The sequence below is a fragment of the Corynebacterium sp. HMSC074C01 genome, assembly GCF_001814605.1.
Lineage (GTDB): Bacteria > Actinomycetota > Actinomycetes > Mycobacteriales > Mycobacteriaceae > Corynebacterium.
The window spans coordinates 21,889-44,280 of record NZ_KV817275.1; the positions used below are offsets into that span (position 1 = coordinate 21,889).

Consider the following 22,392-nt stretch of genomic DNA (forward strand, 5'->3'; position numbering starts at 1 on the left):
ATCCCGCCGTTTCCCCTAGTCGAGCTAGCGGGAAGGCGGCGGGATGAAAGTATGAGATTAGTTTACTAAGGCGCGAGGATTGCTTCAACTCCAAGGCCGGTCAGCGTGTCCACGCCCCACACCAGAGCGGTGAGGACGATAAGGAAGGCGAAGGTCACCAGAACGTACTGAAGCATTTCCTTGCCGGTAGGCCACACGACCTTCTTCATCTCAGAGACGACTTCACCCGGGAAGGAGCCGACGGATCCGCCGAAAGAATCTTCCTTCTTATCCTCGACGCGCACGACGCGCTTGTCGGTGTAGGAATCAGTAGAGGTGGTCGCTGCGCCAGAGAGCTGACGCTTGCCGGTTGGGCGCGGAGCCCCGGTGCTCGGCTGCTTTTCATCGCTCACGGCGATTCCCTCCTTGGAAGTGATGTGGCAGGGGCGACAGGACTCGAACCTGCAACCTACGGTTTTGGAGACCGTTGCGCTACCAATTGCGCCACGCCCCTCTGCGTGCCCTTTTGGGACAACGCACAACCCTACCAGAACGGTGATTCCCCATGGAAACCACGTGCCGTATAAGGCTGGGAGTCGGTAGTGAAAAAGCGCCCGTGCGCGGACGCTTTTCTTTCCCGGTAGCGATGGCGAGAATTGAACTCGCGACACAGCGATTATGAGTCGCTTGCTCTACCACTGAGCTACACCGCCATATTCACTTTCTGAAAGCTTCCAGAAACATGAATGGAGCCCCCTGACAGAATCGAACTGTCGACCTTTTCCTTACCATGGAAACGCTCTGCCGACTGAGCTAAGGGGGCACAGCCTCTTAGAGTCACGGATTTTCTCCGCTGTGCTCTCGTTGAAGCCTTGAAAAGATTAACCCGAAACGCTTAAACAACACAAATCGCCAGTACACCATTGGTTTTTAGGGGCCTTTTAAACACGTAAATCCATCCCTAACAACCCCTTCGTCACACTCGCGGCAATCCACCTCTTGCCACCTGTATGCCAAATCCAGCTATTGTTGACGTATCAAATACTTTGCCGGCTACAGGGAGGAAAAATGACTACTGACATCCACAAAGAACCATCGAAGGACTGGGCCGGGGACGCCCAGAATGCCTCGACGGAGGGCGAATTCAAGCGGGATACCAACTACATCGGCGATCGCATTCTCGCCTCCATCACCAGCGATGAGCCACAGCCCGCCAATAACGAGGGTGGAGAAGCCCTGCACTGGCCGGTGCAACCCCACCGCTACCGTCTCATCGCCGCGCGCGCTTGCCCGTGGGCGCACCGCGCGGTCATCGTTCGGCGTTTGTTGGGACTGGAGGATGTCATCTCCTTAGGCTTGGCAGGCCCGACCCATGACAAACGCTCCTGGACTTTCGATCTCGACCCCGACGGACTCGATCCCGTCCTGCGCATCCCCCGCCTGCAGGATGCGTATTTCAAGCGCTTCCCGGACTACCCACGGGGAATCACCGTGCCAGCACTGGTGGAAGAATCCAGCGGCAAGGTCGTGACCAACGACTTCAACTCCATGGTGCGGGACTTCCAAACGGAGTGGCCCGAGTTCCAGCGAGAAGGCGCACCCAACCTGCTGCCGCCATCCGAGCAGCAGGAGGAGATGGAAGAAATCAACGACTTCATCTTCAGGAAGCTCAACAACGGCGTGTACCGCGCGGGGTTCTCCGCATCACAGGAGGCCTACGAAGAAGCCTATGCGGATGTCTTTGAGGTCCTCGACTGGCTGGAAGAGCGACTAGCCCACCGCCGCTTCATCATGGGCGATCACATCACGGAGACCGACATCCGGGCATACACCACCCTGATCCGCTTTGATGCCGTCTACCACGGCCACTTCAAGACGAACCGGAACAAAATCAGCGAGATGCCGAATGTCTACGGCTACCTTCGCGAACTCTTCCAGACCCCGGGCTTCGGCGATACCACCGACTTCACGGAGATCAAGCAGCACTACTACATCGTCCACCGCGAAATTAATCCCACCCAAATCGTGCCGGCCGGTCCGGATCTGTCTGGGTTGGCCCAGCCTCACGGCCGCGATCATCTGCCGGGTGCACCATTCGCCGAAGGCACCACCCTGCCGGGGCCGTTGCCTGAGGCCGAGCGGTTAAAGAACCCCACGGACTTCCAGCGATAGCGATAAGAAAATCCCGCAGACACATCTTTGCGTCTGCGGGATTTGTTTTGTGCCAGGTAGAAGATTCGAACTTCTGAAGGCAATGCCGGCGGATTTACAGTCCGCTCCCTTTGGCCGCTCGGGCAACCTGGCAAGCACTCTTGAGTGCGGTTATGTACTTTACTATGAACTCCCACCTAACATGCAAATCGCCAGGCAGGAGGGGCTTTTAACCCACGCGCTGAACGGTGTAGTCAGCCAGCTGGCGCAGAGCCTCACTAGCCGTGCACTCCGGCAGCAGGGAGAGCTGGTCTTCCACCACGCGGAGGTACGCGTTGACGTCGGCCAGCGCCTTATCGCGGCCGCCCGACTGCCATAGCAGCTCGATGGCGCGCTGTACGGAGGCGTCATCCTCAAGCGGGCCCGTCAGCAGCGCACGCAGCTCATCGCCGACCTCACCTTCCTCCTCCAGGGCATAGAGCACCGGCAGGGTGAACACACCCTCGCGCAAGTCCGTGCCCGGGGTCTTCCCGGATTCCTCGGAGTCGGAGAAGATGTCGATGACATCGTCGACGATCTGGAAGATCATGCCCACGGCCGCACCGATTTGGCGCAGGGCCTCGCACTGCTCCGGGCCCGCACCCGCGTGGTAGGCACCCAGGTAGCCGGCGGATGCGATCAGCACCGCGGTCTTTTCCCGGATCACCGCCGTGTAGTGCTCCACGGCATTGGCTTCGCCAGCACCGATGGTTTCCCGCATCTGGCCGGTGACGAGCTCCTCGAAAGTCTCCGCGAAGTGCTCCACCGTGTGGGTGTCCAGCTGGCTCATCAGCCGCGAGGCGTGCGCGAGCAGTGCATCGCCCGCCAGGATGGCCACCGAGTTGGTCCACCGGAAGTTCGCGGAATCCACGCCGCGGCGGCGGTCCGCCTCATCCATGACATCGTCATGGTAGAGCGTGGCCACGTGGACCATTTCCACGACGGTTGCTGCCTTAACCACCTCAGGGGACTGTGAGCGTTCACCAAACTCGGAGGCCAACAACGCCATCATCGGGCGGAAACGCTTGCCCCCGGCCAGGGAGAGGTGGCGCACCTTGTCTTTAATGAAGTCCTGCCCGCGGTCGAGCTCCGTATTCAGCAGGTCCTCTACAGCAGCCATCCCGGCGTTGATACGCTCGGTGAGCTGCGCATCCCCCAAGTCCACGTGCTTGGCGTGAGTTTGGCCGTGTGACATTAAACGTGTTCCTTTAAGCTCAAAAATCCTAGTGTTTACTTACCGTAGCCCATGGCACGGCCCTCAACACACTCGTAGCCACTATCCCGTGCAATGATAGTCCCCATGTCGGAGCAGATCGATTCCACCCTTGTTGACGTCGCCATCGTAGGCGCTGGGCCCGCTGGCGCTGCCGCCGCTATCCACGCCGCACGCGCCGGCCATGAGACGCTGCTTGTCGACGCCTCCCCCTTCCCCCGCGACAAGACCTGTGGCGATGGACTGACCCCGCGCGCCATGCACCAGCTGGAGCTCCTCGGCATCGAGGTCAATGCTTCCTACCGCAACTGCGGGCTCAAGCTGCACGGCTTCGGCGGCACCGTGACCGCCCCGTGGCCTGAGACCTACCCCTCGCACGAAGGCACGGCGCTGCCGCGCTATGAATTCGATGCACTGTTGGTTGGGGCCGCGCAGGCAGCCGGCGCGCAGCTTCTCACCGGCACGGCAACGGCCCCGCAGCTCGACGGCAACCGGCTGGTGGAGTTCTCCGTCGGCAAGCGCCGCGTGCGCGCGCGATGGATCATCGTGGCCGACGGCGTGCGTTCGACGTTTGGTAAGCAGCTGGGCCGCACCTGGCACCGCGAGGAGGTCTATGGCATCGCCGCGCGCGCCTACGCCGATTCGCCCCACGACGGCGAGGAGTGGATGCACTCCCACGTCGAGCTCAAGGATCCCGAGGGTGTAGTGCAGCCGGGCTATGGCTGGATCTTCCCGTTGGGAAACGGCGTCAACATCGGCTTGGGCGCGCTCTCTACGGCCGCCCGCCCGGCCCGCCTCAACACGAAGAAGGCGCTGGATTTCTACGCTGAACAGCAGCGTTCGGAGTGGGGCTTGGGCGAGCTGCGCAACGTTACCTCGGCGATGCTGCCGATGGGCGGTGCGATGTCTGGAGTTGCCGGCGCCAATTGGATGCTCATCGGTGACGCGGCGGCCTGCGTTAACCCGCTCAACGGCGAGGGCATCGACTATGGCCTGGAAACGGCAGCACTCGCCGTGGAGATGCTCGGCACCAAGGACCTGACCTTGGCGTGGCCAGACCGTTTGCGCGCCGAATATGGCGAGGCCTTCCTGCTCGCCCGCACCGCGGCACGCCTGCTGACTTACCCGCAATTCCTGCCGCTGGCCGGACCTGTGGCCATGCGCGGACCCATCGGCCGCATGCTCATGCCGGCCGCTGCACGCCTCATGGGCAACCTCATTACGGAAGAAGACAAGGACCTCCTCGCCCGCGCCTGGCGGCTGGCCGGCGGGACGGTCTCCGCGCTGCGGCGCGATACCCCGCTCTGGGCCTAAGCCCATTGGGCTTAGGCCCCTAGGCAGGCTTCACCGCGGAGTGCAGCGCCACGATCCCGAAGGTCAGGTTGCGCCAGCCTGCTTGCTCCCAGCCGTTGCGGTTGATGGCAGCGGCTAGCTCGTGCTGCTCCGGCCACGCGCGGATGGATTCTGCGAGGTAGATATAGGCCTCCGGGTTGGAGGAGACCACCTTGGCAATCGGCGGCAGCAGGCGGGTCAGGTACTCCTTGTAGACGGTGCCAAAGACCGGGATGACCGGCTTAGAAAACTCCGCCACCGCCAGACGCCCGCCGGGCTTGGTCACGCGCGCCATCTCCCGCAGGCCCAGCTCGAAGTCGTGGATATTGCGCAAACCATAGGAGATGGTCACCGCATCGAAGGTGTTATCCGCAAAAGGCAGGCGCATTCCATCGCCGGCTACCTTGGGAACATCGCGCTCCGCGCCAGCCGCGAGCATGCCGAGTGAAAAATCACAGGCCACGCACCACGCGCCGGACTTGGACAGCTCCTCCGTGGAAACAGCCGTTCCGGCAGCCAGGTCGAGGACCTTCTCCCCCGGCTTCAGGTTGAGCCGCTCACGCGTCAGACGGCGCCAGCGCGCGTCCTGACCAAAGGACAGCACCGTGTTGGTGATGTCGTACTTCTTGCCCACCGCGTCAAACATGCGCGCGACATCGAAGGGCTTTTTCTCCAGATCTGCCTTAGACACAAGCGCCTAGTTTAGGCGACCCGCGCTCCCAGAGCGCGAGCGGCCCAGCGCGGCAGCTCCGGGCGCTGGCCCAGAATGGTCAGCGGCACCTCGCGAACACCCTCCAGAACTTCCTCGTAGTAACCCAGCAGCTGCTCGCAGAGAGCCGGCCAAGTCTTGGAGGCAATCGACTTCCGGGCGTTCTCCCGCAACTCCTCGTGGATCTCCGGGTTGAGCAGAGCGTCCACTGCGTTGGGGAGGTCCTCGACGAACGTGGGGACGTCGAGAAGCAGCCCGTTGTAACCTTCCTCAATGAGATCCACCGGGCCGCCCGCGCGCGGGCCAATGGTGGGCACGCCCGAGGCCTGTGCTTCCTGGATGGCCTGGCAGAAGGTCTCGAACTCGCCGGCGTGGACGAAGATGTCCAGGGAGGCATAGGCCGCGGCCAGCTCCTCGCCTCCCAATGCCCCGGTAAAGACAGCATCCGGCAGCTGTGCCTCCAGCAGCGGGCGCTCGGGGCCATCACCGACGATGACGAGCTGAATGTCCTCGCGACCGTTAAGCGCGGACAGGCGGTGCACTCCCTTCTCTGCGGCCAGGCGGCCGACGAAGCCGACGATCTTCTTCTTCCCCGTGGGCTCCCACTCGCGGCGCAGCGCCGCCGAGCGCTTCGAGGGGTGGAAGCGCTCCGAGTCCACGCCGCGGCCCCAGTGGCGCACGTTCTTGATGTGGTGTTTCTCCAAATCGGAGATGGTGAGCGAGGACGGCGCGAGAGTCATCTGGCAAGCGTTATGGATGGTGCGCAGCCACTCCCACACCCCATAGGCCAGCGCGGAAGCGTGGTACTTGGTGGCAAAGCCCGCAACGTCCGTCTGGTACAGCGCCACTGCCGGAATGCGCAGCTGACGTGCAGAGAATGCTCCCGCAGCTCCCAGGACGAAGGGGCTGGCCAGGTGGATGATGTCCGGCTTAAACTCGCGCAGCGCCTCGTCCACAGCGGAGGTGGGCACTCCGACCGGAAGCGAATCCACCAGCGGCACCCGCACGGTGGGCACGCGCACGATGGTGAAGCCGAGGTAATCGGGGATCTCCTCCTGCCCATCCCGGGCACCGGGGGCGATGACGATGGCCTCGTGGCCGTGCTCGTGGAGGTGTTCGAGGACACGCAGCACGGAGTTGGTCACTCCGTTGACATTAGGCAAGAAGGATTCCGCGACGATGGCTACACGCATGTGCCTCATCATTCCTTTCCCGGGTGCTCTGCTGGTAAAGCACGCGCTAAATTCCGGTTAATTTTCCCGCTTCCCCACCACAACGCACCGGCGATTAGGGTAGCCACGGCCGCAGAGGACAGCGCCGGGATGATCGATAGCGTCCATTCTCGGCCTTCTACCTTGACCAGGTCCGGGTTGTTCTTGGCATAGAGCACCCAGACCTGCTGTCCTTCCCCCAGCCCGGTGGGATAGAGCAGGCCGGTGGGCGGGGTGTGATAGATCCCCTCGGAGTCCTGGAAATCCACGAAGGTACGCAAGGTGCCGACATCCGTCACCGTGGCCAGGGCGCGCCCGGGGTTGGCGCCGATGGTGCGGTCATTGAGAAGAGGACCGATGACCATTCCCGCTATGCCCACCAGTGCTGCGACATACAGCACCAGGAGCAGCTGGCGCACCCGGCGCCGCACCATTTACTGACCCACCTTGGCGTTCAGTGCTTCCTGCAGCGCGCGGCGCGAGGACCTCGTGGTATGCGCCTCCACGACAGTGATGCCGGTGGAGTATTCCTTGAGCTCTGCGAGAACATCAAGCAGCTCCTGCGCCGAGCTCACCTCTCGGTGCTCAGCGCCGCAGGCTTCTGCCAGCTTGGCGACGCCCACCCCATGCGGCGTTCCAAACGCCTTCTCGAAGGAGTCGCGCAGGGGCTCGCGGCCCTGTTCGAGCACCTCGAAGATGCCGCCGCCGTCGTCATTTGAGACGACGATGGTGAGGTTCTCCGGGCGCGGGTTATCCTCGGGGAGGATGAGCGAAGTGGCGTCGTGGAGGAAGGTGACATCCCCCATGAGCGCCACGGTGCGCGGTGCGCGGGGCGCGTCGGCCTCGCGGGACTGGGTGGCCAGCGCGATGCCGATAGCCTGCGCGATGGTGCCGTCGATGCCGGCGGCCCCGCGCGGCGAGTAGGTCTCCACACCGTCGAAGGGCAGGCCGATGAAGGACGCATCCCGCACCGCGTTGGAGGCGCCCAGGACGAGGGTATCTCCGACGGCGAGGGTGTCCCCCACCGCGGCGGCGACGTGGAGGCCGGTAAAGCCGATCTCGGGCTTGGTGGCATCCTCACCGGTGGTCTCCGCCAGAACCTCACGAACACCGTCGGCCGCCATCTGGGCCGCGCCTTCGCAGATCTTCATCCACTCTCGCGTGGGCTCGCCGCTGGTTTTGGCGGTGGTACCCAGCTGCGCGGACTCGCCACGGGGGTTGGTGAAATCTTCCGTGCGCGACAGACAGATGAGGTCGATATCGGGATCACTCAGCAGTGCCAGGACACCGCGGTGCAGGGTGGGATGGCCCACGACGATGACCTGCTCCACCTTGGTGTTGACCACGTAGTCGTTGGCGGAGACTTGGGCGCGGCGGAAGAGGTGTGCTGCGGCCGGGTGCACCGGGTGATAGGGCGCAGGTGCCGTGGGCTCGGCGATGGTGGGGACATCCTCCAGGCCTTCGACTTCCCAGGCCTCATCGCCGGCGATGACGAGCGTGTTGCGGCTGAGATCGACGGCCACCTCTCCGTGATTCGCCCACCGCGGGGTACGAGCGCGGTGCTGCGTGTAATCCGTCGGGCTACCGGGCAGCTCTTCGCCTACCAGCGGGGCATCGAGAGCCACGTTGATGTGCACCTGGCGGTCATTCAAAAAGCGCTCCGCGATAAGCGGGATATCACTCGTGCTCTCCACCTGGGTGGTCTCCGCATACACGCCGAAGATGCCGGGCTGCTCAATAGTCTGGGAGGCCCCCGTGCCCACCAAGCGGGCCGGCCGGTCCGCGCTGATGACGGCCAGCGGGGTATGCGAGTAATGCGCCTCCACCATCGCGGGCAGGGCATTAGCCACCGCGGTGCCGGAGGTCATCACGATGCCGACGTGCCGGCGTTGGACGCGTGCCAAACCTAAAGCAGCGAAGGCGGCGGAGCGCTCATCCAGGCGGGTATGCACGCGAATATCGCTGCGCGCGAGAAGCGCCAAAGACAGCGGTGCGTTGCGCGAACCCGGGCAGATAACCACGTCGGTGAGGTGCCGCGAAAGCTGGGCCGCCAGTGCTTCGGCCAGCTGCATCGACTCCGGCTGCGCGGAGGCAGTGGGCTCGGTGTGAGATTCAGTATTAGGCATTGCCTGCACCACCCGTATCGAGCTCTTCCATGCCCGAATCGAATTGCTCGAAGAGGTCATTGATCAACCCTTCCAATTCGGCTCCACCCTGGTCCACACGGTCCTGGACGTCCGGCGGCAGCTCCGTCGGCAGCTCCGTCGGAATATCGGTGGGGAGGTTATCCCGCGGCGAGCTCTTGGTGGTGGTCACCGTGGTGGGAACCTCGGTGGTCACGGTCTCGGTAACCGGCTCCGGGGCGGGTTTGTCAGCATCCGCTGCCGCACCGCGCCACAGGAAGAACAGCACGCCGGCGAAAACGACGGCGATAGCAGCGATGGCCGCGAAGACATAGGACAGGGCTCCCCCGCCCTTCTTCGGCTGCTCCACCTGGTAGCTGGACGGGACCGGGTCATATTGCGGCTGCTGATAGTTCTGGTCATAGCCCTGCTGATAGGGCTGACCATAGGCCTGCGTGTTTTGGGATCCGGGCTCCGGGAAGTGTTGTTGGGGACGCTGTGGCGGCTGCTGTTGGGGCGCGCCGAACTGGCGGGTTTCGTTCTCACCGGTGACGCGGCCGAACTGCCGCGTCTCGTTGTCGCCGTTGTTGTTGGTCATGGGATTTACCTTATCGTGCACCCGCGCCACTTAGCACCCGCCCGGTGGGCGTTAGTCCCGTGGAAACCTGACCCGGCGTGCCATCCGCCACAATCTTTCCGCCATCCGAACCAGACCCCGGGCCCATCTCAATAACCCGGTCAGCGCCGGCAATGAGGTGACGGTCATGATCTGCCACCACGACAGTATGGGAGGCCTCCACCAGCGAGTGCAGCTCAGCGATGAGCAGGTCGATATCGGCCGGGTGCAACCCGACGGTGGGCTCATCCAGCAGGTAGACGGTATGGCCCCGGCGCGAGTTTCGGGAGCGCTGCAGCTCCGTGGCAAGCTTGATGCGCTGCGCTTCACCGCCGGAAAGCTCCGGAGCGCCCTGGCCCAAGCGCAGGTAACCTAGCCCCACCGCTTCCAAGGTTTGCAGCGCGTGGAGGATCGGCGCTTCATCTGCAAAGACCTCCAGGGCCTCTTCCACCGTAAGGTCGAGGATGTCCGCGATGGTCCTGTCCTTCCAGCGGATGGACAAGGTGTCATCGTTATAGCGCTGTCCCTGGCAATCCGGGCACTGGGTATAGGAGCCTGGAAGGAAGACCAGCTCGACCTCGATCTGGCCGGCGCCACCGCAGGTGGGGCACTGGCCTTGCTTAACGTTGTAGGAAAAGCGCGAGACCGTCCATTTCTTCTTCTTGGCCTCCGGGGTGGCCGCGAAGAGCTTGCGCACGTTGTCGAAGAGGTTGGTGTACGTCGCCACCGTGGAGCGCGGGGTTCGGCCGATTGGCTTTTGGGTAATGGAGACCACGCGCTTGACCTGCTTCGGACAGTCCGGCCCCGTGAGCATGTCATGGAGTGCGGCCAGCAACGTGGATTTGCCGGAACCCGAAAGCCCAGTAATGGCCGTAAACTGGCCGAGTCCGAAGTCCACGTTGAGGCCATCGATGGTGTGCGAGTGCACCCGGCGCAGCGCGATATCACCGTGCGCCGATCGCGCTTCGACCTTGGGCGTGGGGCGCGGGCGCGCCAAGGCACGCGCGGTGGGAGTATCTGCAGAGTCCGCCGCCTCTATGTAATCGGCGACGGGACCCGAGTACACCACCTGGCCGCCGCGCTCACCGGCGAGCGGGCCGACATCCACGATCCAATCGGCCTGCTTGACCAGTTCCATGTCGTGCTCCACCAGCAGCACCGAGTTCCCCTCCGCAATGAAGCGACGGCACATATCCAGCACCGCACCTCGTTCCACCGGGTGCAGGCCCGCAGAGGGCTCATCCAGAACATAGGTCACGCCATAGAGCCCGGAGCGCAGCTGCGCAGCCAGGCGCAGGCGCTGCACCTCACCTCCTGAGAGCGTTTCCGTCGGCCTATCCAGGCTGAGGTGCCCAAGTCCGAGTTCTAAGGCCGATTCGAAAGCCGGAAGGAGGGCCTTGAGGAGCAGGTCTTCCGCGTCATTCGGTTGCGGTTTCTGGGCTTTGAGGAGCTCGAAGACTTCGCTCAGCGGGAGGGCATTGAATTCGTCGATAGGCAGCCCGGCGTAAGTAACCTTGAGGGCCTTCGCCGTCAGCCGGCGCCCCTGACAGGTATCGCACTGGCGGGTTTCCATGAAGCTCAAGACGCGGGCGCGGAGTGTGTCCGACTTCGTCTCCGCATAGGTCTTGGTCAGGTAGCTGGCCACGGAACGCCACGTGCCCTCGTAATTGCGCTGAATCTGATCCGCTCCGCGGCGCGGCTTGACGGTCACCACCGGGCGTTCCTCGGTGAAGAGGATCCACTCGCGGTCTTTTTTAGAAAGCTGCTCCCACGGCGAATCCAGGTCATAGCCCAGTTCTTGCAGGATGTCGTGGAAATTCTTGCCCGCCCAGGCCCCTGGCCACGCAGCAATCGCGCCTTCCTCGATGCTTAAGGAGGGATCCGGCACCATGGAGGCCTCCGTGGGTTCGTGGACCACGCCGGTGCCCTGGCACTCCGGGCACATGCCCTCCGGGGTATTTGGGGAAAAGGAATCGGAGTACAAGCCCTCCGGATTGTCACCGCAGCGCGAGTACAGCAAGCGCACGGAGTTAGACATGGCGGAGATGGTCCCCACCGTGGAGCGCGCGCTGCTTGCCGACGCCGACTGCTGCAGCGCCACCGTCGGCGGCAGGCCTTCGATGCGGCCTACCTGCGGGTCCACCGCCGAGGCAATGAGCCGGCGGGCGAAAGGCGCGACGGATTCCAAATAGCGGCGCTGACCTTCACCGTGGATGGTGCCGAAAGCCAGCGAGGACTTTCCGGAGCCGGACACCCCGGTTACGGCCACGAGCTGGCCGCGCGGCAAATCCACGTCCACGTTGCGAAGGTTGTGCAGGTGCGCGTCTTTCACGGAAATGGTCATGCCCGCCAGCCTACGCTGCCCTCCGGACATGTACCGTGAGCTGTGTTTTTAAAGGTGCGGCCAGCACTCGCGCACGCGCTCGAACCACCACTCGCGGCGCTCGCCCGGCGCGGCGAGTGTGCTCAGGCGATCCGGGTCGGGGGTGAGGGCTTCGGCGCGCAGGTGACCGTCGACAAGCTCGCGTGGTGCTGTCACATCCTCCAGGAACAGCGACCCGGTGGCCAGGCCCGCAGCGGCCGGGGTGACGTCGATGTCTTCGTCGTCATAGATTTGCGGCAAGGCGGCCACTGCGGCAAGTCCCATGGAGATTCCCACCGAGGTATCCAGGGCAGAGGCCACCGTGATGTCCATGTGGCGCTCGCGCAGGTGGGAGGCTACCTCGAGTACTTTGCGCACCCCGCCCAGCGGCGCGGGCTTAACCACGGCGACATCAGCCGCTTGCAATTCCGCCACCCGATAAGGGTCGCTGGCCTTGCGGATAGATTCATCCGCCGCCACCCGCACGAAAATCCCGGCGCGCATGAGCTGGGTGCGCACCTCCTTGAGTTCCTCAACGGTCTTGCACGGCTGCTCCATGTAATCCAGCGGCATGAGCTCCTTGGCCGCGGTGACGGCTTCCTCAACGCTCCAGCCGCAGTTGGCGTCGACGCGCAAAACCGGCACGCGACCCTGTGCCTCGATGTAGGCGCGGACAGCGTGAACGCGCGCGATATCGTCCTCTAGGGTCTGCCCCTTCTCCGCCACCTTGATTTTGAAGGTGCGGCAGCCGGGATAGCGCTCCATGACCTCCGGCACCTGCTCGGCAGGAACCGCAGGGACGGTGCCGTTGACTTCTACCCACTCGCGCACGGGTTCCGGAAAGCCTTCGTAGGCCGCTTCCAGCCCGGCGGCGAGCCAGCGGGCGGATTCCTCCGCCCCGTACTCCAGGAAGGGGGCGAACTCACCCCAGCCCGCGGGGCCATCGATAAGCAATGCTTCCCGGGTCGTAATGCCACGGAACTTCACGGCGAGTGGAAGGGAGACCACGTGGGCGCGGTCAAGGACGTCATCAATGTGCATGACGTTCATCGTACGTGTGGGGGGTTGAGCGCGACACCTGTCATAGCCGGTGTTACCTTTAAACAGTAAGTGGATATAACCAGAAGAAGGATCTTTACATGCTCTACCTTCTCATCGCGCTACTGGCCATCGCCGCAGTTGTCTACCTCATCTATAAGAAAGTCCACGCCGCGGCCTCCATTTTTGCCGTTGGCGTAGTCCTGCTCATGCTCGCCGCGCTCACCGGGCGCGCCGACTTCCGCACCACCGAAATCGAAGCCACCGGCAATGCCTTCTACGACCAGCTGTTGGTTGTGGACGCACTGTTCAAGGCACGCTTCTCCGGTATCGGCATGGCAATCATGGTGCTCTTCGGCTTCGTGTCCTACATGCGGCACATCGGCGCCGACGCCAAGACGGTCGTGGTGCTCTCCTCACCGCTCAAGCGCTTCAAAGGTTCCTACTGGCTGGTTCCGGTGGGCTTCATTTTGGGTACGCTCCTGTCCTTGGTGATTCCATCTGCCGCGGCACTGTCCCTACTGCTCGTGGCCACGCTTCTACCGGCCCTCATCGCTGCGGGCCTGACACCCCTAACCGTGGGCGCCATCGTGGTGACCTCCTCCACCATCGTTCCCACCCCGCTGGAGGCAGGCCTCATTCAGGGCGCCGACCTCACCAACATGACTCCGACGGAATTCGTCTACGGCGCCGTTGCCTACGCCACGGTTCCCACGCTGCTCATCACGGCCTTCGTCCACATGTGGTGGCAGCACCGCTGCGATAAGGCGGATGCCCGCAAGGCTTTGGCCTCCGGTGAAGTCACCGCTGACTCGATGAATGACAAAGCCACTGAAGAAGCTATCGCCCGCGCCGCCTCCCTGCCGGGTTACTACGCCGTGCTCCCGCTCATGCCGCTGCTGCTCATCATCATCTCCGCCATCCTCAACCGCATGGGCGTTATCCCCTTTGAGGGCGGCATCCTCCCAGTGACTGTGGTCTCCCTGTTCATCGCGATGATCATCGAGTCCATCCGCAAGCGCACCGTCACGGGTGCGGTGGATTCAATCTCCAGCTTCTTCAAGGGCATGGGCGAAGGTGCTGCGGGCGTCGTGGCCCTGTTGGTCGCCGCCGCCGTCCTCGTGGAGGGCATCACGCAGATGGGTGTCATCGACATGCTTATCGACGCCGCCGAAGGCTCCTCCGGAGCCGCCGTCATCATCGTTCTCATCTTCGTCGCCGCCACCGCCGCGATGGCCGCGCTCACCGGCTCCGGCACCGCGCCTTATTTCGCCTTCTCTGAGGTAGTACCCAACCTGGCCTCGCAGACCTCCATCCACGCCCCACAGATGCTCACCGCCATTTGGGGAACCTCCAACCTCATGCGCCAGGTCTCCCCGGTCAACGCCGCGGTGCTCATTGTTGCCGGTGCCATCAAGGTCAACCCCATCCAGCTGGTCAAGCGCACCTCCGTGCCCATGATTGTGGCGACGGTGCTCAACACGCTGTTTGCGTTCATGTTTATTGGGTAACACTCCCCGGCTGTGGCCTTAGCGCCCCTTTAAACCACCATGCGGGGCGCTAGGCTACAACTCATGCGAAAACTCTCTACTCTCTCTTTACTCGTTGCCGCCGGAATTGCATTGAACGCCTGCGGCGATACTTCTGACTCCTCTACACCTGCTAGTGAGGCTTCTGCCGACAGCCAATTAACCTCCGTTGTGGCCCCAGTGACTGCCTCCACTTCCGAGGCCCCCGAGGACAGCGGCCCCGCGCCGACTCTTAACGATGCCCCGAGCGGCACTCCCGCCGCGGACGACAACGCCAACCCCAACCCGGGCGGCCACAACATCAACGTCGGGCAAGTCGGCGGTGCATGCGGCTATACCAATCAAGGAGACAAGATCCACGCAGGAGAAAACACCTCCTGTGAGTTCGCCGCCGCTATGTTTGATGAGGCCATCAAGCACACCTTCACCTGGTCGCAGCGCAGTTCTACCGTGAATGGCTCCTACAACACCCGCATTACAGCCATGAGCCCGGCGACCAAACAAACCTACGACCTGTATTGCGCCATGGGCTCTGACACTCGAACTTTCTACTGCGGCATCGACGGCGACAATTCTGTCTACGCCAGCTTTGAAGAGGCCAATCGCCAGACGTGGACTAACCGGCTGTCTACCGAAGGCCAGCCGTAGCGAGCAACCAAACATGACGTACACAACGATCAAATAAGGCCCCAGATCATCGAAGTTTTCGGCCGCTATTTGTTAGAAGTGTCACGCCGCCAATGCGAAGCCTCCTGCCTGCCGTACAATTGCACAGACAATCAATCCCATTAAGGGTTAAAGGAGGAACCATGCTACTTGCTGAAGCCTTGGCCGAGCGCGCCCAGGCGCAGGAGCGCCTCAACTCGCTGAGTGACCGACTCGCGGCGACGGTCCGCATTCAGGAAGGCGATGAACCGGATGAGAACCCGACGGATCTGCTCCGTGAGCTCGAGGGCGTGACTAAGCGCATCGATGAGCTCGTCATCGCGATCAACGCTACGAACACGGCCACCGCATTCGACGATGAGATCACGCTGATGGAAGCGCTGGCTCTGCGTGATGGCCTGCTGCGCAAGCGCCGTATCTACCAGGGGTTGGCCGAGCGCGCGGGTGCGCGCCAGGACCGCTACTCCCGCTCGGAGATCAAGTTCGTGGCCACCGTGCCCGTGCCGAAGCTGCGCGAGCGTGCCGACGATCTGGCCCGCCAGTACCGCGAACTGGATACCCGCATCCAGCAGTTGAACTGGAATACGGAACTGATAACTAAATAGCGACTGCCGCTAGTTGTGCCGCATCCTTGCGGCACGTCATGTCGTTCGACATTTAGTCATGTCGTGTGCGCCTTGCCGCACACGACGGTAGCCCACACTCTTCGCAGCGAGCGCAACCCTTACTGGGCAGGGAAAAGTCCAGTGCTTCTCAGGCGCCTTCGTAGCGCAAGAAGGCAGGGAGGTTCGATTCCGTCCCACTGTATGGTGTACCGCGCTGGTACGGAGTACACGTGCACATTGACGGGGATAATCCCGCAGTATTGTTTATTGTTTATCACCGCCGCGCTGGGCGGAGAGTGTGGGTGAGGGTTTGGGAATGGGGACTATACTTCCGGCGCACCGCTTTCCAATTAAGCTTGTGTGCCATGAGCGAGCAGAAGAACTACAGCACCGATAATCCTTTCAAGCCGGAGCTCTGGCGCCCCGTCGAGGGCTTTGAGGACCTGACGGATATCACCTATCACCGGCTCATCAGTGATGGTCCGAAGCCCCAGCGCAAGGACGGCATCGTCCGCATCGCCTTCGACCGCCCCGAGGTGCGCAATGCGTTTCGCCCGCACACGGTGGATGAGCTTTACCGCGCGCTGGACCACGCACGCCGCACGCCAGATGTTGGCACGGTGTTGCTGACCGGCAACGGGCCTTCCCAGAAGGACGGCGGCTGGGCGTTTTGCTCCGGCGGTGACCAGCGCATCCGCGGCCGCTCCGGGTACCGCTATGCCACGGAGCACGCACACGATGACGCGACTGCCGACGAGTCCACTGTCGACACCGCCCGCGAAAAAGTTGAAGGCGGTCGCCTGCACATCCTGGAGGTCCAGCGCCTCATCCGCACTATGCCCAAGGTGGTCATCGCCGTGGTCAACGGCTGGGCCGCCGGCGGCGGACACTCCCTGCACGTAGTGTGCGATATGACCATTGCCTCCCGCCAGGAGGCCCGCTTCAAGCAGACCGACGCCGACGTCGGCTCTTTCGACGCCGGCTATGGCTCGGCCTACCTGGCCAAGATGGTGGGCCAGAAGTACGCCCGCGAGATCTTCTTCTTGGGACGCACCTACGACGCGCAGCGCATGTACGAGATGGGTGCCGTCAACGAGGTAGTTGACCACGCCGAGCTGGAGGACGCTGCTATCCAGATGGGGCGCGAGATCAACATGAAGTCCCCCACCGCCCAGCGCATGCTCAAGTTCGCCTTCAACCTCACTGACGACGGACTCATGGGCCAGCAGGTCTTCGCCGGCGAAGCCACCCGTTTGGCTTATATGACCGATGAAGCCGTCGAGGGCAAGGAGTCCTTCCTGGAAAAGCGCGAGCCCAACTGGGATGACTTCCCGTACTACTACTAGTCCCAAGGAGAAGCCGAAGTGCTGTACTTTGCCATTGCCCTCGCGGCCATCGCGCTGGTTGCCGTCATCGGTTCCCGTGTGTGGATGCTGCGCCACATCCAACAGGCCCAAAGGGACGGTGAGCGCCCCTTCGATCAGGAGGATGAGCTCATCAACCCTTACGAACACCGCGGGCGGTAACCTAACTAACCGTGACTTTCCTCTCTCCTCTGCCCGTCGATCCGCGTGACCCTGCCGCCATCCTCCCTGATCTGGAAGCGGCCATCGCAGGACAAGCCACCTTCCTGCCCATTCCGGCGGAGGACCGCACCCGCGCGCAGCTGCTGCGCAACCACATGCGCGCAGGAGAACCTATTGACTCCTCCATCGCACTCGTCGTGGCCACCTCTGGGTCCACGGGCACACCGAAGGGCGCGCAACTCACGGCCGCCAACTTGGTGTCTAGTGCCGATGCCACGCACCGGACTTTAGGCGGCACCGGTCAGTGGCTACTAGCCATGCCCGCCTCCCATATCGCGGGCATCCAAGTATTGGTGCGCTCCCTCGTCGCGGGAGTGGAGCCGCTGTGCCTTGATCTCTCAGAAGGGTTCTCCGTCCCTCATTTCGCCCGCGCCGCGCACGAGCTGGCCGCCACCGGGGATCGCTCATACACGGGACTGACCCCGATGCAGCTGGCCAAGGCCATGGATTCACTAGAGGGAATCGAGGCCCTGCGCACCTTTGATGCCATCCTCGTCGGGGGCGCTGCCACCCACCCGCAGTTGCTGAATTCGGCAAAGAAGCTGCGCATCAGCATCGTCACTACGTATGGATCCTCGGAAACCGCCGGGGGCTGCGTCTATAACGGTGAACCCCTGGATAGTGCGCGCGTGCGCATCGGCGAGGAGAACCGCGTTTTCCTCGGCGGGCCCATGATTGCGCAGGGCTACCGCAACGTGGACTCGGATGCTTTCATGGTCGATGAATCCGGCACTTCCTGGTTCGCCACCTCCGACACCGGCGCGCTTCACGACGGCCACCTCACCGTCACCGGGCGCCTCGACAACATCCTGAACACCGGCGGGCTCAAGCTCCATCCAGAACAGCTCGAGCAGCACATCCTGCGCGTGCCGGGAGTGGAGAGCGTGTGCGTGGCCGGCATCCCCCACCCACGCTTAGGACAGATGATCGTCGCTGCCTATACCGGATGGGCGGATGTCGGCGATATCCTTGTGGCTCTCGACGATAGTGGCCTTCCCCGGTGGCAAATCCCCAAGGACTTCAAGCGCCTGGCCCAGCTCCCCACCACCGGTCCCGGCAAGGTTGACCGCCTCGCCGTCGCCCGCATGTGGGACAGCTAAGCCTCCGCTTCGCCAAAGCTGCGTACGGCAATGCCGCGCGCAGCGGATTCCCCGAGGGGGAAGTGTGAACCTTCATCGACGGCAACCTCGAGCACACCCGCAACCGAAGGGGCAACGACGGTCAATTCTACTCCCGGCCGCACTCCATATTTATCCAGGTAGCGCAAAAATTCGCCATCAGCGTCAGTGACCTGCTCCACGGTGACGGGGGTCTGCGCGGGGACGTCGATAAGCGTAATGCGCGAGACCGGCTCGGCAGTGCCATCCGGGGCAGGTATGGGATCACCATGCGGATCGCGGGCGGGGTTGCCCAGGAAAGAATCAAGACGTTCAACGAGCCTGTCGGACGTCGCGTGCTCTAGCATTTCTGCCTCATCGTGCACCTCATCCCAGGTATAGCCCAGAGTGCGCACGAGGAAGGTTTCCAGGAGCCGATGCCGGCGCACCATTGCCACAGCCAGCCGCCGGCCTTCCTCAACAAGCCGAACACCGAAGTAGCGTTCGTGTTCCACCAGCCCCTTCGCGGCCAGGCGCTTGACCGCCTCCGACGTGGTGGGCAGCTTCTGCCCCGCCGCTTTAGCTAGGTCCCCCAGCGGCATCGCGGTATTAGCGCCCTCTTTCTCCTCATAGGTCCAGAGGATCTTGAGGTAATCCTGGGTGCGTTCGGGCAGCTCACTGATGTGCATACCCCCATCGTAGTTCAGCCTATTGCTTCCAAAGGTTTCAGGACTTATGCTCTTTCAAGTTCAATCTATTGAACATCGACATTCACTTTTAATAAGAGGGGTTTCCCGTGAAGAAACTTATTGCGCTTCCCCTCGCTTCCCTCGTGGCTGCCACCGCGCTGACTGCCTGCACCAGCAGCGACTCCGCCGAAGCCCAGGACGACAATCTGACGATCTTCGCCACGACCGGTTACTTGGCTGATGCGGCCGCCAACATCGCCCCGGACGCCGACATCACCACCATGGTCGGCCCCGGCGGCGATCCACACACCTACCAGCCCACCACGCGCGATATTGAAAAGATGCAGGACGCCGACCTCGTCCTCTGGAACGGCCTTCACCTCGAGGCGCAAATGGTGGACCAGCTCTCCTCCCTCGGTGAAAAGCAGCTAGCTGTCGGCGAACAGCTCGATACTGCTGACCTCCTGCCGTGGCCCGAGCAAGGTGACAAGGGCGAAAAACTCTACGACCCGCACATCTGGAATAGCCCCGAGCTGTGGAGCCAGGTCGTCGATCACATCGGCACCAAACTCGGCGAAATCGACTCTGACAATGCCGAAGAGTACGCCGCGGCCGCCGATGCTTATGAAGACAAGATTGCAGCCGCGCACGACAAGGCCGCTAAGGAACTCGAAAGCGCCTCCCCGCGCGTTCTTATCACCGGCCATGACGCCTTCAACTACTTCGGCAAGACCTTCGACTTTGAAGTCCAAGCCACCGACTTCGTGACCACCGAAGCCACCAAGTCCGCCACTGAGATCTCCGAGCTCGCGGATACGATCGCGGAGAAGAAGGTCCCCGTTATCTTCCAAGATAACCAGGCGAACCCACAGGCCATCACTTCTCTCAAGGAAGCCGTAGAAACCCGCAACTGGACCGTCACCATCTCGGATGAAGAGCTCTTTGCCGATACCCTCGGCCCGGAAGCCCCAACCGATACCTACCTCGGAGCCTTCGAACATAACGCTAGCGCCGTGGCGAAAGCACTAAGCTAATGCTCAGCGTAGGAAACCTCACCGCCGGCTATCCCCGCACGCCGGTGCTTCACGACGCCTCCTTCACCCTCACCCCCGCGACTATCACCGGGCTGGTGGGTGCGAACGGGTCGGGAAAGTCTACTCTGGTCCGCACGCTGGTAGGGCTCCTTCCGCCTCTAGCCTGCGGGTCGATGACCTTCGATGGCGTCGATCTGGCACATTTTCGGCAGCGGCTCGGATATATGCCACAACATGCGGATATCGACTGGAATTACCCTGCCACCGCCTTCGACATCGCCCTGATGGGCCGCACCGCCGGGCTGCGCTGGTGGCAGTGGCCCAGCCGCGCTGACAAAGACGCCGCCCACGCAGCACTTGCGCGCACCGGAATGCAGGCACACGCGCAGCTGCCGATTTCCGCCCTGTCTGGTGGTCAGCGCCAGCGCGTGTTGTTGGCGCGCACGCTCGTTAGCGAGCCGGAATTCATCATCCTCGACGAGCCCTTCGCTGGTGTCGATGCCGCGAGTCAGCGCGCCATCATGGATGTACTCAAGGAACTGCGCGAGAACGGCGTGACCATCCTGCTGGTGCATCACAACCTGGCGGAGGTCGCCGACTTTTGCGATGAGGTCCTCATGGTCGGCCACGGCCGGCTCATTGCTGCTGGCCCCACCGAGCAGGTACTTACCGAGTCCGCCATTGCCGACATGTTTTCCCTGCCATCATGAACCCACTCGAGCTTCTTCAGAACTACACCTATACCCAGGCACTCCTGGGCACCGTGCTCATCGGTGGCTGCGCTGGCGCGCTAGGCCCACTGGTATATGTTCGCCGCACCAGCCTGCTGGCCGATGCCATCTCGCATTCTTCCCTGCCTGGACTGCTCACCGCCTTCCTCGTGGCCACCGCCATTGGCTGGGACGGGCGAAATGTCTGGCTTCTTTCTTGCGGCGCCCTGCTCACCGGAACCCTCGCGGTGGGGTGCATTCACCTCATCCCGCGGTTAACTCCCCTGGGGCAAACCACTGCGATGGCGGCCACGCTAACCACATTTTTCTCGGTGGGCATGCTGCTCATGCAGTATATTTCCCGCCGACCATTGCCTGGCAAGGCCGGAATCCAGGATTATTTGCTGGGAAATGCCTCCACGCTCACTCGCGCGGATGTACGGTCCACACTCATCATCGGTGGCTGCGTGCTGCTTTTTCTTTTCCTCATTCACACCCGGCAGGCCGCAGTCACTTTTGATTCAAGTTTTGCCCAGGTAGCCGGCATCCGCACCTCGTTCCTCAACGCGGCTAGTTTCTTCGCCCTCACCGCCATCACGGTGCTCGGCGTCAAAGTCGTCGGCGTAGTGCTCATGGTCGCCGTGGTCATCAGCCCTGCCGCCGCTGCCCGCCCCTGGACCACGCGCTTGCTACCTTTCATCGCGCTCTCCGGGTTCTTCGGCGCGGCCACCGCTGCTCTCGGCTGCTATGTCTCCATTGCACACGGCCCGCTGCCCACCGGTCCGGTCATCGTCTTGGTTCAGGCGGCGCTCGTCACCATCAGCCTCCTCAGCAGAAAGCTCGCCTCATGACCCTCGCCGCCACCGCTTGTCTCCTTGCCGTCCTGACCGCCTTGGCCTGTGCTATCCCCGGCACCTTTGTTGTCCTCAAAGGCCAGGCCATGCTGATCGACGGCATCGGCCATGCCGTCCTTCCCGGAATTGCCGTCGGCTACCTCTTTACCGCAGATCTAGATTCACCCATCTTGCTCGTTACCGCGGCCGCTGGCGCCTTGGTGGTGGCGTTGGGAACTGACGCACTACAGCGCAGCCCGCTGGTGACTGCTGATTCCGCCCTCGGATTGGTCTTTCCCGCCCTGTTTGCCGCCGGAGTCATCCTGATTTCTACGCACATGAGCCACGTGCACCTTGATGTCCACGCCGTTCTCGTCGGTGATCTCAACCTCGCGGCCTTCTCCAATCCCAACTATTGCTACATCATGGCCGCAGTGCTGGGTATCAATGCTCTCTTCCTCGCCCTTACACTGCCGCGTTTATCCGCCACGACTTTTGACGCCGATTTTTGTGCCGCACGCGGGGTGCCCACGCGCGTTCTTCACATCATATTTATGACCGTGGTTGCCTGCACCGCCACCGCCGCCTTTCACGCTGCCGGTGCCATGCTGGTCATCGCTCTCATGGTATTCCCGACGATGACCGCGCGGCTGCTTACTCAGCGCGTGCCCACGCTGGTGTTGACCGCCTGTGGCGTTGCCGCTATCAGCGCGGTCGTGGGATTTTGGGTTACCTATGTCCTTGACGCGGCTACCTCTGCCGCAATGACAGTCACCAATGCCGTTATTTTCGTTGCAGTGCTCATCATCTACCGCTTTCGCCAACGCACCAGCTCATTGCCGCAGCACACCACACCAGTGGCACAATAGT

22 protein-coding genes and 4 tRNA genes are annotated in these 22,392 nt (G+C 62.7%); 12 read left to right on the plus strand and 14 right to left on the minus strand.

Annotated features, from left to right (window positions below; translation table 11 throughout):
* Positions 1–65 precede the first annotated feature (65 nt).
* From secE to HMPREF2978_RS05205, 4 genes are all read right to left on the minus strand, one after another.
* Positions 66–392 (minus strand): preprotein translocase subunit SecE, encoded by a 327-nt coding sequence (gene secE / locus HMPREF2978_RS05190; RefSeq protein ID WP_070520982.1) that lies wholly within the window; start codon positions 390–392, stop codon positions 66–68.
* Positions 393–417: 25 nt separating this feature from the next.
* Positions 418–493: transfer RNA gene (locus HMPREF2978_RS05195), tRNA-Trp, on the minus strand.
* Between the two features lie 127 nt (positions 494–620).
* A tRNA-Met gene (locus HMPREF2978_RS05200) sits at positions 621–692 on the minus strand.
* A gap of 34 nt (positions 693–726) precedes the next feature.
* A tRNA-Thr gene (locus tag HMPREF2978_RS05205) sits at positions 727–802 on the minus strand.
* Positions 803–1,047: 245 nt separating this feature from the next.
* On the opposite strand from HMPREF2978_RS05205, the gene HMPREF2978_RS05210 reads away from it, so the two are divergent.
* Positions 1,048–2,151, plus strand: a complete 1,104-nt coding sequence (locus HMPREF2978_RS05210; protein WP_070744478.1) for a glutathione S-transferase C-terminal domain-containing protein — start codon at positions 1,048–1,050, stop codon at positions 2,149–2,151.
* A 50-nt stretch (positions 2,152–2,201) separates the two neighbouring features.
* Here the strand turns inward: HMPREF2978_RS05210 and HMPREF2978_RS05215 are convergent.
* Positions 2,202–2,283 (minus strand) — tRNA-Tyr (locus HMPREF2978_RS05215).
* Between the two features lie 76 nt (positions 2,284–2,359).
* Positions 2,360–3,364 carry a polyprenyl synthetase family protein gene (locus HMPREF2978_RS05220; protein WP_070744480.1) on the minus strand — a complete coding sequence of 335 codons (1,005 nt, stop codon included), beginning with the start codon at positions 3,362–3,364 and terminating at the stop codon, positions 2,360–2,362.
* 93 nt (positions 3,365–3,457) lie between these two features.
* On the opposite strand from HMPREF2978_RS05220, the gene HMPREF2978_RS05225 reads away from it, so the two are divergent.
* Complete coding sequence (locus HMPREF2978_RS05225; RefSeq protein ID WP_070744482.1) at positions 3,458–4,696, plus strand: geranylgeranyl reductase family protein; 1,239 nt, start codon at positions 3,458–3,460, stop codon at positions 4,694–4,696.
* Positions 4,697–4,715: 19 nt separating this feature from the next.
* Here the strand turns inward: HMPREF2978_RS05225 and HMPREF2978_RS05230 are convergent, their stop codons facing one another.
* From HMPREF2978_RS05230 to HMPREF2978_RS05260, 7 genes are read right to left on the minus strand one after another with little or no spacing between them, the layout of a single operon-like run.
* On the minus strand, positions 4,716–5,405 hold the full coding sequence (locus HMPREF2978_RS05230) for a demethylmenaquinone methyltransferase (RefSeq protein WP_046647771.1): 690 nt from the start codon (positions 5,403–5,405) through the stop codon (positions 4,716–4,718).
* An 11-nt stretch (positions 5,406–5,416) separates the two neighbouring features.
* The gene (locus tag HMPREF2978_RS05235; protein ID WP_070526027.1) at positions 5,417–6,616 is read right to left on the minus strand and encodes a glycosyltransferase family 4 protein; all 1,200 of its coding nucleotides are present in this window, start codon (positions 6,614–6,616) and stop codon (positions 5,417–5,419) included.
* Positions 6,617–6,624: 8 nt separating this feature from the next.
* A complete protein-coding gene (locus tag HMPREF2978_RS05240; protein ID WP_070526029.1) occupies positions 6,625–7,068 on the minus strand; it encodes a DUF3592 domain-containing protein in 444 nt (147 codons plus the stop codon).
* On the minus strand, positions 7,069–8,760 hold the full coding sequence (gene menD, locus HMPREF2978_RS05245) for a 2-succinyl-5-enolpyruvyl-6-hydroxy-3-cyclohexene-1-carboxylic-acid synthase (RefSeq protein ID WP_070526031.1): 1,692 nt from the start codon (positions 8,758–8,760) through the stop codon (positions 7,069–7,071).
* Entirely contained in the window at positions 8,753–9,355 is a 603-nt protein-coding gene (locus HMPREF2978_RS05250; RefSeq protein ID WP_070447990.1) for a hypothetical protein, read from the minus strand. The genes menD and HMPREF2978_RS05250 overlap by 8 nt, the downstream gene beginning before the upstream one ends.
* A gap of 10 nt (positions 9,356–9,365) precedes the next feature.
* Positions 9,366–11,717 (minus strand): ATP-binding cassette domain-containing protein, encoded by a 2,352-nt coding sequence (locus HMPREF2978_RS05255; RefSeq protein WP_070526033.1) that lies wholly within the window; start codon positions 11,715–11,717, stop codon positions 9,366–9,368.
* Between the two features lie 48 nt (positions 11,718–11,765).
* On the minus strand, positions 11,766–12,785 hold the full coding sequence (locus HMPREF2978_RS05260) for an o-succinylbenzoate synthase (protein ID WP_185963243.1): 1,020 nt from the start codon (positions 12,783–12,785) through the stop codon (positions 11,766–11,768).
* Between the two features lie 89 nt (positions 12,786–12,874).
* On the opposite strand from HMPREF2978_RS05260, the gene dcuC reads away from it, so the two are divergent.
* The 6 genes from dcuC to menE all read left to right on the plus strand — a co-directional run bounded on the left by dcuC (position 12,875) and on the right by menE (position 18,259).
* On the plus strand, positions 12,875–14,284 hold the full coding sequence (gene dcuC / locus HMPREF2978_RS05265) for a C4-dicarboxylate transporter DcuC (protein WP_070526041.1): 1,410 nt from the start codon (positions 12,875–12,877) through the stop codon (positions 14,282–14,284).
* Between the two features lie 63 nt (positions 14,285–14,347).
* Positions 14,348–14,950, plus strand: coding sequence for a hypothetical protein (locus HMPREF2978_RS05270; protein WP_070526043.1), 603 nt, complete (start codon positions 14,348–14,350; stop codon positions 14,948–14,950).
* Between the two features lie 161 nt (positions 14,951–15,111).
* Positions 15,112–15,573 (plus strand): DIP1984 family protein, encoded by a 462-nt coding sequence (locus HMPREF2978_RS05275; protein WP_049154842.1) that lies wholly within the window; start codon positions 15,112–15,114, stop codon positions 15,571–15,573.
* A 365-nt stretch (positions 15,574–15,938) separates the two neighbouring features.
* Positions 15,939–16,919 (plus strand): 1,4-dihydroxy-2-naphthoyl-CoA synthase, encoded by a 981-nt coding sequence (locus HMPREF2978_RS05280; RefSeq protein WP_070526045.1) that lies wholly within the window; start codon positions 15,939–15,941, stop codon positions 16,917–16,919.
* Positions 16,920–16,937: 18 nt separating this feature from the next.
* Entirely contained in the window at positions 16,938–17,099 is a 162-nt protein-coding gene (locus HMPREF2978_RS13230; protein ID WP_168162401.1) for a hypothetical protein, read from the plus strand.
* An 11-nt stretch (positions 17,100–17,110) separates the two neighbouring features.
* On the plus strand, positions 17,111–18,259 hold the full coding sequence (menE, locus tag HMPREF2978_RS05285; protein WP_070526047.1) for an o-succinylbenzoate--CoA ligase: 1,149 nt from the start codon (positions 17,111–17,113) through the stop codon (positions 18,257–18,259).
* On the opposite strand, the gene HMPREF2978_RS05290 is transcribed toward menE, so the two are convergent.
* Positions 18,256–18,945, minus strand: a complete 690-nt coding sequence (locus HMPREF2978_RS05290; RefSeq protein ID WP_046647781.1) for a metal-dependent transcriptional regulator — start codon at positions 18,943–18,945, stop codon at positions 18,256–18,258. The two genes, menE and HMPREF2978_RS05290, sit on opposite strands and share 4 nt — an antisense overlap.
* 107 nt (positions 18,946–19,052) lie before the next feature.
* Here HMPREF2978_RS05290 and HMPREF2978_RS05295 point away from each other — a divergent pair, with 107 nt between their 5' ends.
* The 4 genes from HMPREF2978_RS05295 to HMPREF2978_RS05310 are packed head-to-tail and all read left to right on the plus strand — an operon-like array spanning position 19,053 to position 22,391.
* Entirely contained in the window at positions 19,053–19,979 is a 927-nt protein-coding gene (locus tag HMPREF2978_RS05295; RefSeq protein ID WP_070526050.1) for a metal ABC transporter substrate-binding protein, read from the plus strand.
* On the plus strand, positions 19,979–20,689 hold the full coding sequence (locus tag HMPREF2978_RS05300; RefSeq protein ID WP_046647782.1) for a metal ABC transporter ATP-binding protein: 711 nt from the start codon (positions 19,979–19,981) through the stop codon (positions 20,687–20,689). Before HMPREF2978_RS05295 ends, HMPREF2978_RS05300 begins: the two co-directional genes overlap by 1 nt.
* Complete coding sequence (locus tag HMPREF2978_RS05305; protein ID WP_070526052.1) at positions 20,686–21,540, plus strand: metal ABC transporter permease; 855 nt, start codon at positions 20,686–20,688, stop codon at positions 21,538–21,540. Before HMPREF2978_RS05300 ends, HMPREF2978_RS05305 begins: the two co-directional genes overlap by 4 nt.
* Positions 21,537–22,391 (plus strand): metal ABC transporter permease, encoded by an 855-nt coding sequence (locus tag HMPREF2978_RS05310; RefSeq protein WP_070744484.1) that lies wholly within the window; start codon positions 21,537–21,539, stop codon positions 22,389–22,391. The genes HMPREF2978_RS05305 and HMPREF2978_RS05310 overlap by 4 nt, the downstream gene beginning before the upstream one ends.
* The last annotated feature ends 1 nt before the right edge of the window (position 22,392 follow it).

Coding starts and splice junctions, on each gene's coding strand:
- HMPREF2978_RS05300 (WP_046647782.1), top strand. CDS start 19,979: ATGCTCAGCGTAGGAAACCTCACCGCCGGCTATCCCCGCACGCCGGTG.
- HMPREF2978_RS05255 (WP_070526033.1), bottom strand. CDS start 11,717: ATGACCATTTCCGTGAAAGACGCGCACCTGCACAACCTTCGCAACGTG.
- HMPREF2978_RS05240 (WP_070526029.1), bottom strand. CDS start 7,068: ATGGTGCGGCGCCGGGTGCGCCAGCTGCTCCTGGTGCTGTATGTCGCA.
- menD (WP_070526031.1), bottom strand. CDS start 8,760: ATGCCTAATACTGAATCTCACACCGAGCCCACTGCCTCCGCGCAGCCG.
- HMPREF2978_RS05220 (WP_070744480.1), bottom strand. CDS start 3,364: ATGTCACACGGCCAAACTCACGCCAAGCACGTGGACTTGGGGGATGCG.
- HMPREF2978_RS05280 (WP_070526045.1), top strand. CDS start 15,939: ATGAGCGAGCAGAAGAACTACAGCACCGATAATCCTTTCAAGCCGGAG.
- HMPREF2978_RS05260 (WP_185963243.1), bottom strand. CDS start 12,785: ATGAACGTCATGCACATTGATGACGTCCTTGACCGCGCCCACGTGGTC.
- HMPREF2978_RS05275 (WP_049154842.1), top strand. CDS start 15,112: ATGCTACTTGCTGAAGCCTTGGCCGAGCGCGCCCAGGCGCAGGAGCGC.
- HMPREF2978_RS05210 (WP_070744478.1), top strand. CDS start 1,048: ATGACTACTGACATCCACAAAGAACCATCGAAGGACTGGGCCGGGGAC.
- HMPREF2978_RS05235 (WP_070526027.1), bottom strand. CDS start 6,616: ATGCGTGTAGCCATCGTCGCGGAATCCTTCTTGCCTAATGTCAACGGA.
- HMPREF2978_RS05290 (WP_046647781.1), bottom strand. CDS start 18,945: ATGCACATCAGTGAGCTGCCCGAACGCACCCAGGATTACCTCAAGATC.
- HMPREF2978_RS05225 (WP_070744482.1), top strand. CDS start 3,458: ATGATAGTCCCCATGTCGGAGCAGATCGATTCCACCCTTGTTGACGTC.
- HMPREF2978_RS05270 (WP_070526043.1), top strand. CDS start 14,348: ATGCGAAAACTCTCTACTCTCTCTTTACTCGTTGCCGCCGGAATTGCA.
- HMPREF2978_RS05250 (WP_070447990.1), bottom strand. CDS start 9,355: ATGACCAACAACAACGGCGACAACGAGACGCGGCAGTTCGGCCGCGTC.
- HMPREF2978_RS05305 (WP_070526052.1), top strand. CDS start 20,686: ATGAACCCACTCGAGCTTCTTCAGAACTACACCTATACCCAGGCACTC.
- HMPREF2978_RS05310 (WP_070744484.1), top strand. CDS start 21,537: ATGACCCTCGCCGCCACCGCTTGTCTCCTTGCCGTCCTGACCGCCTTG.
- dcuC (WP_070526041.1), top strand. CDS start 12,875: ATGCTCTACCTTCTCATCGCGCTACTGGCCATCGCCGCAGTTGTCTAC.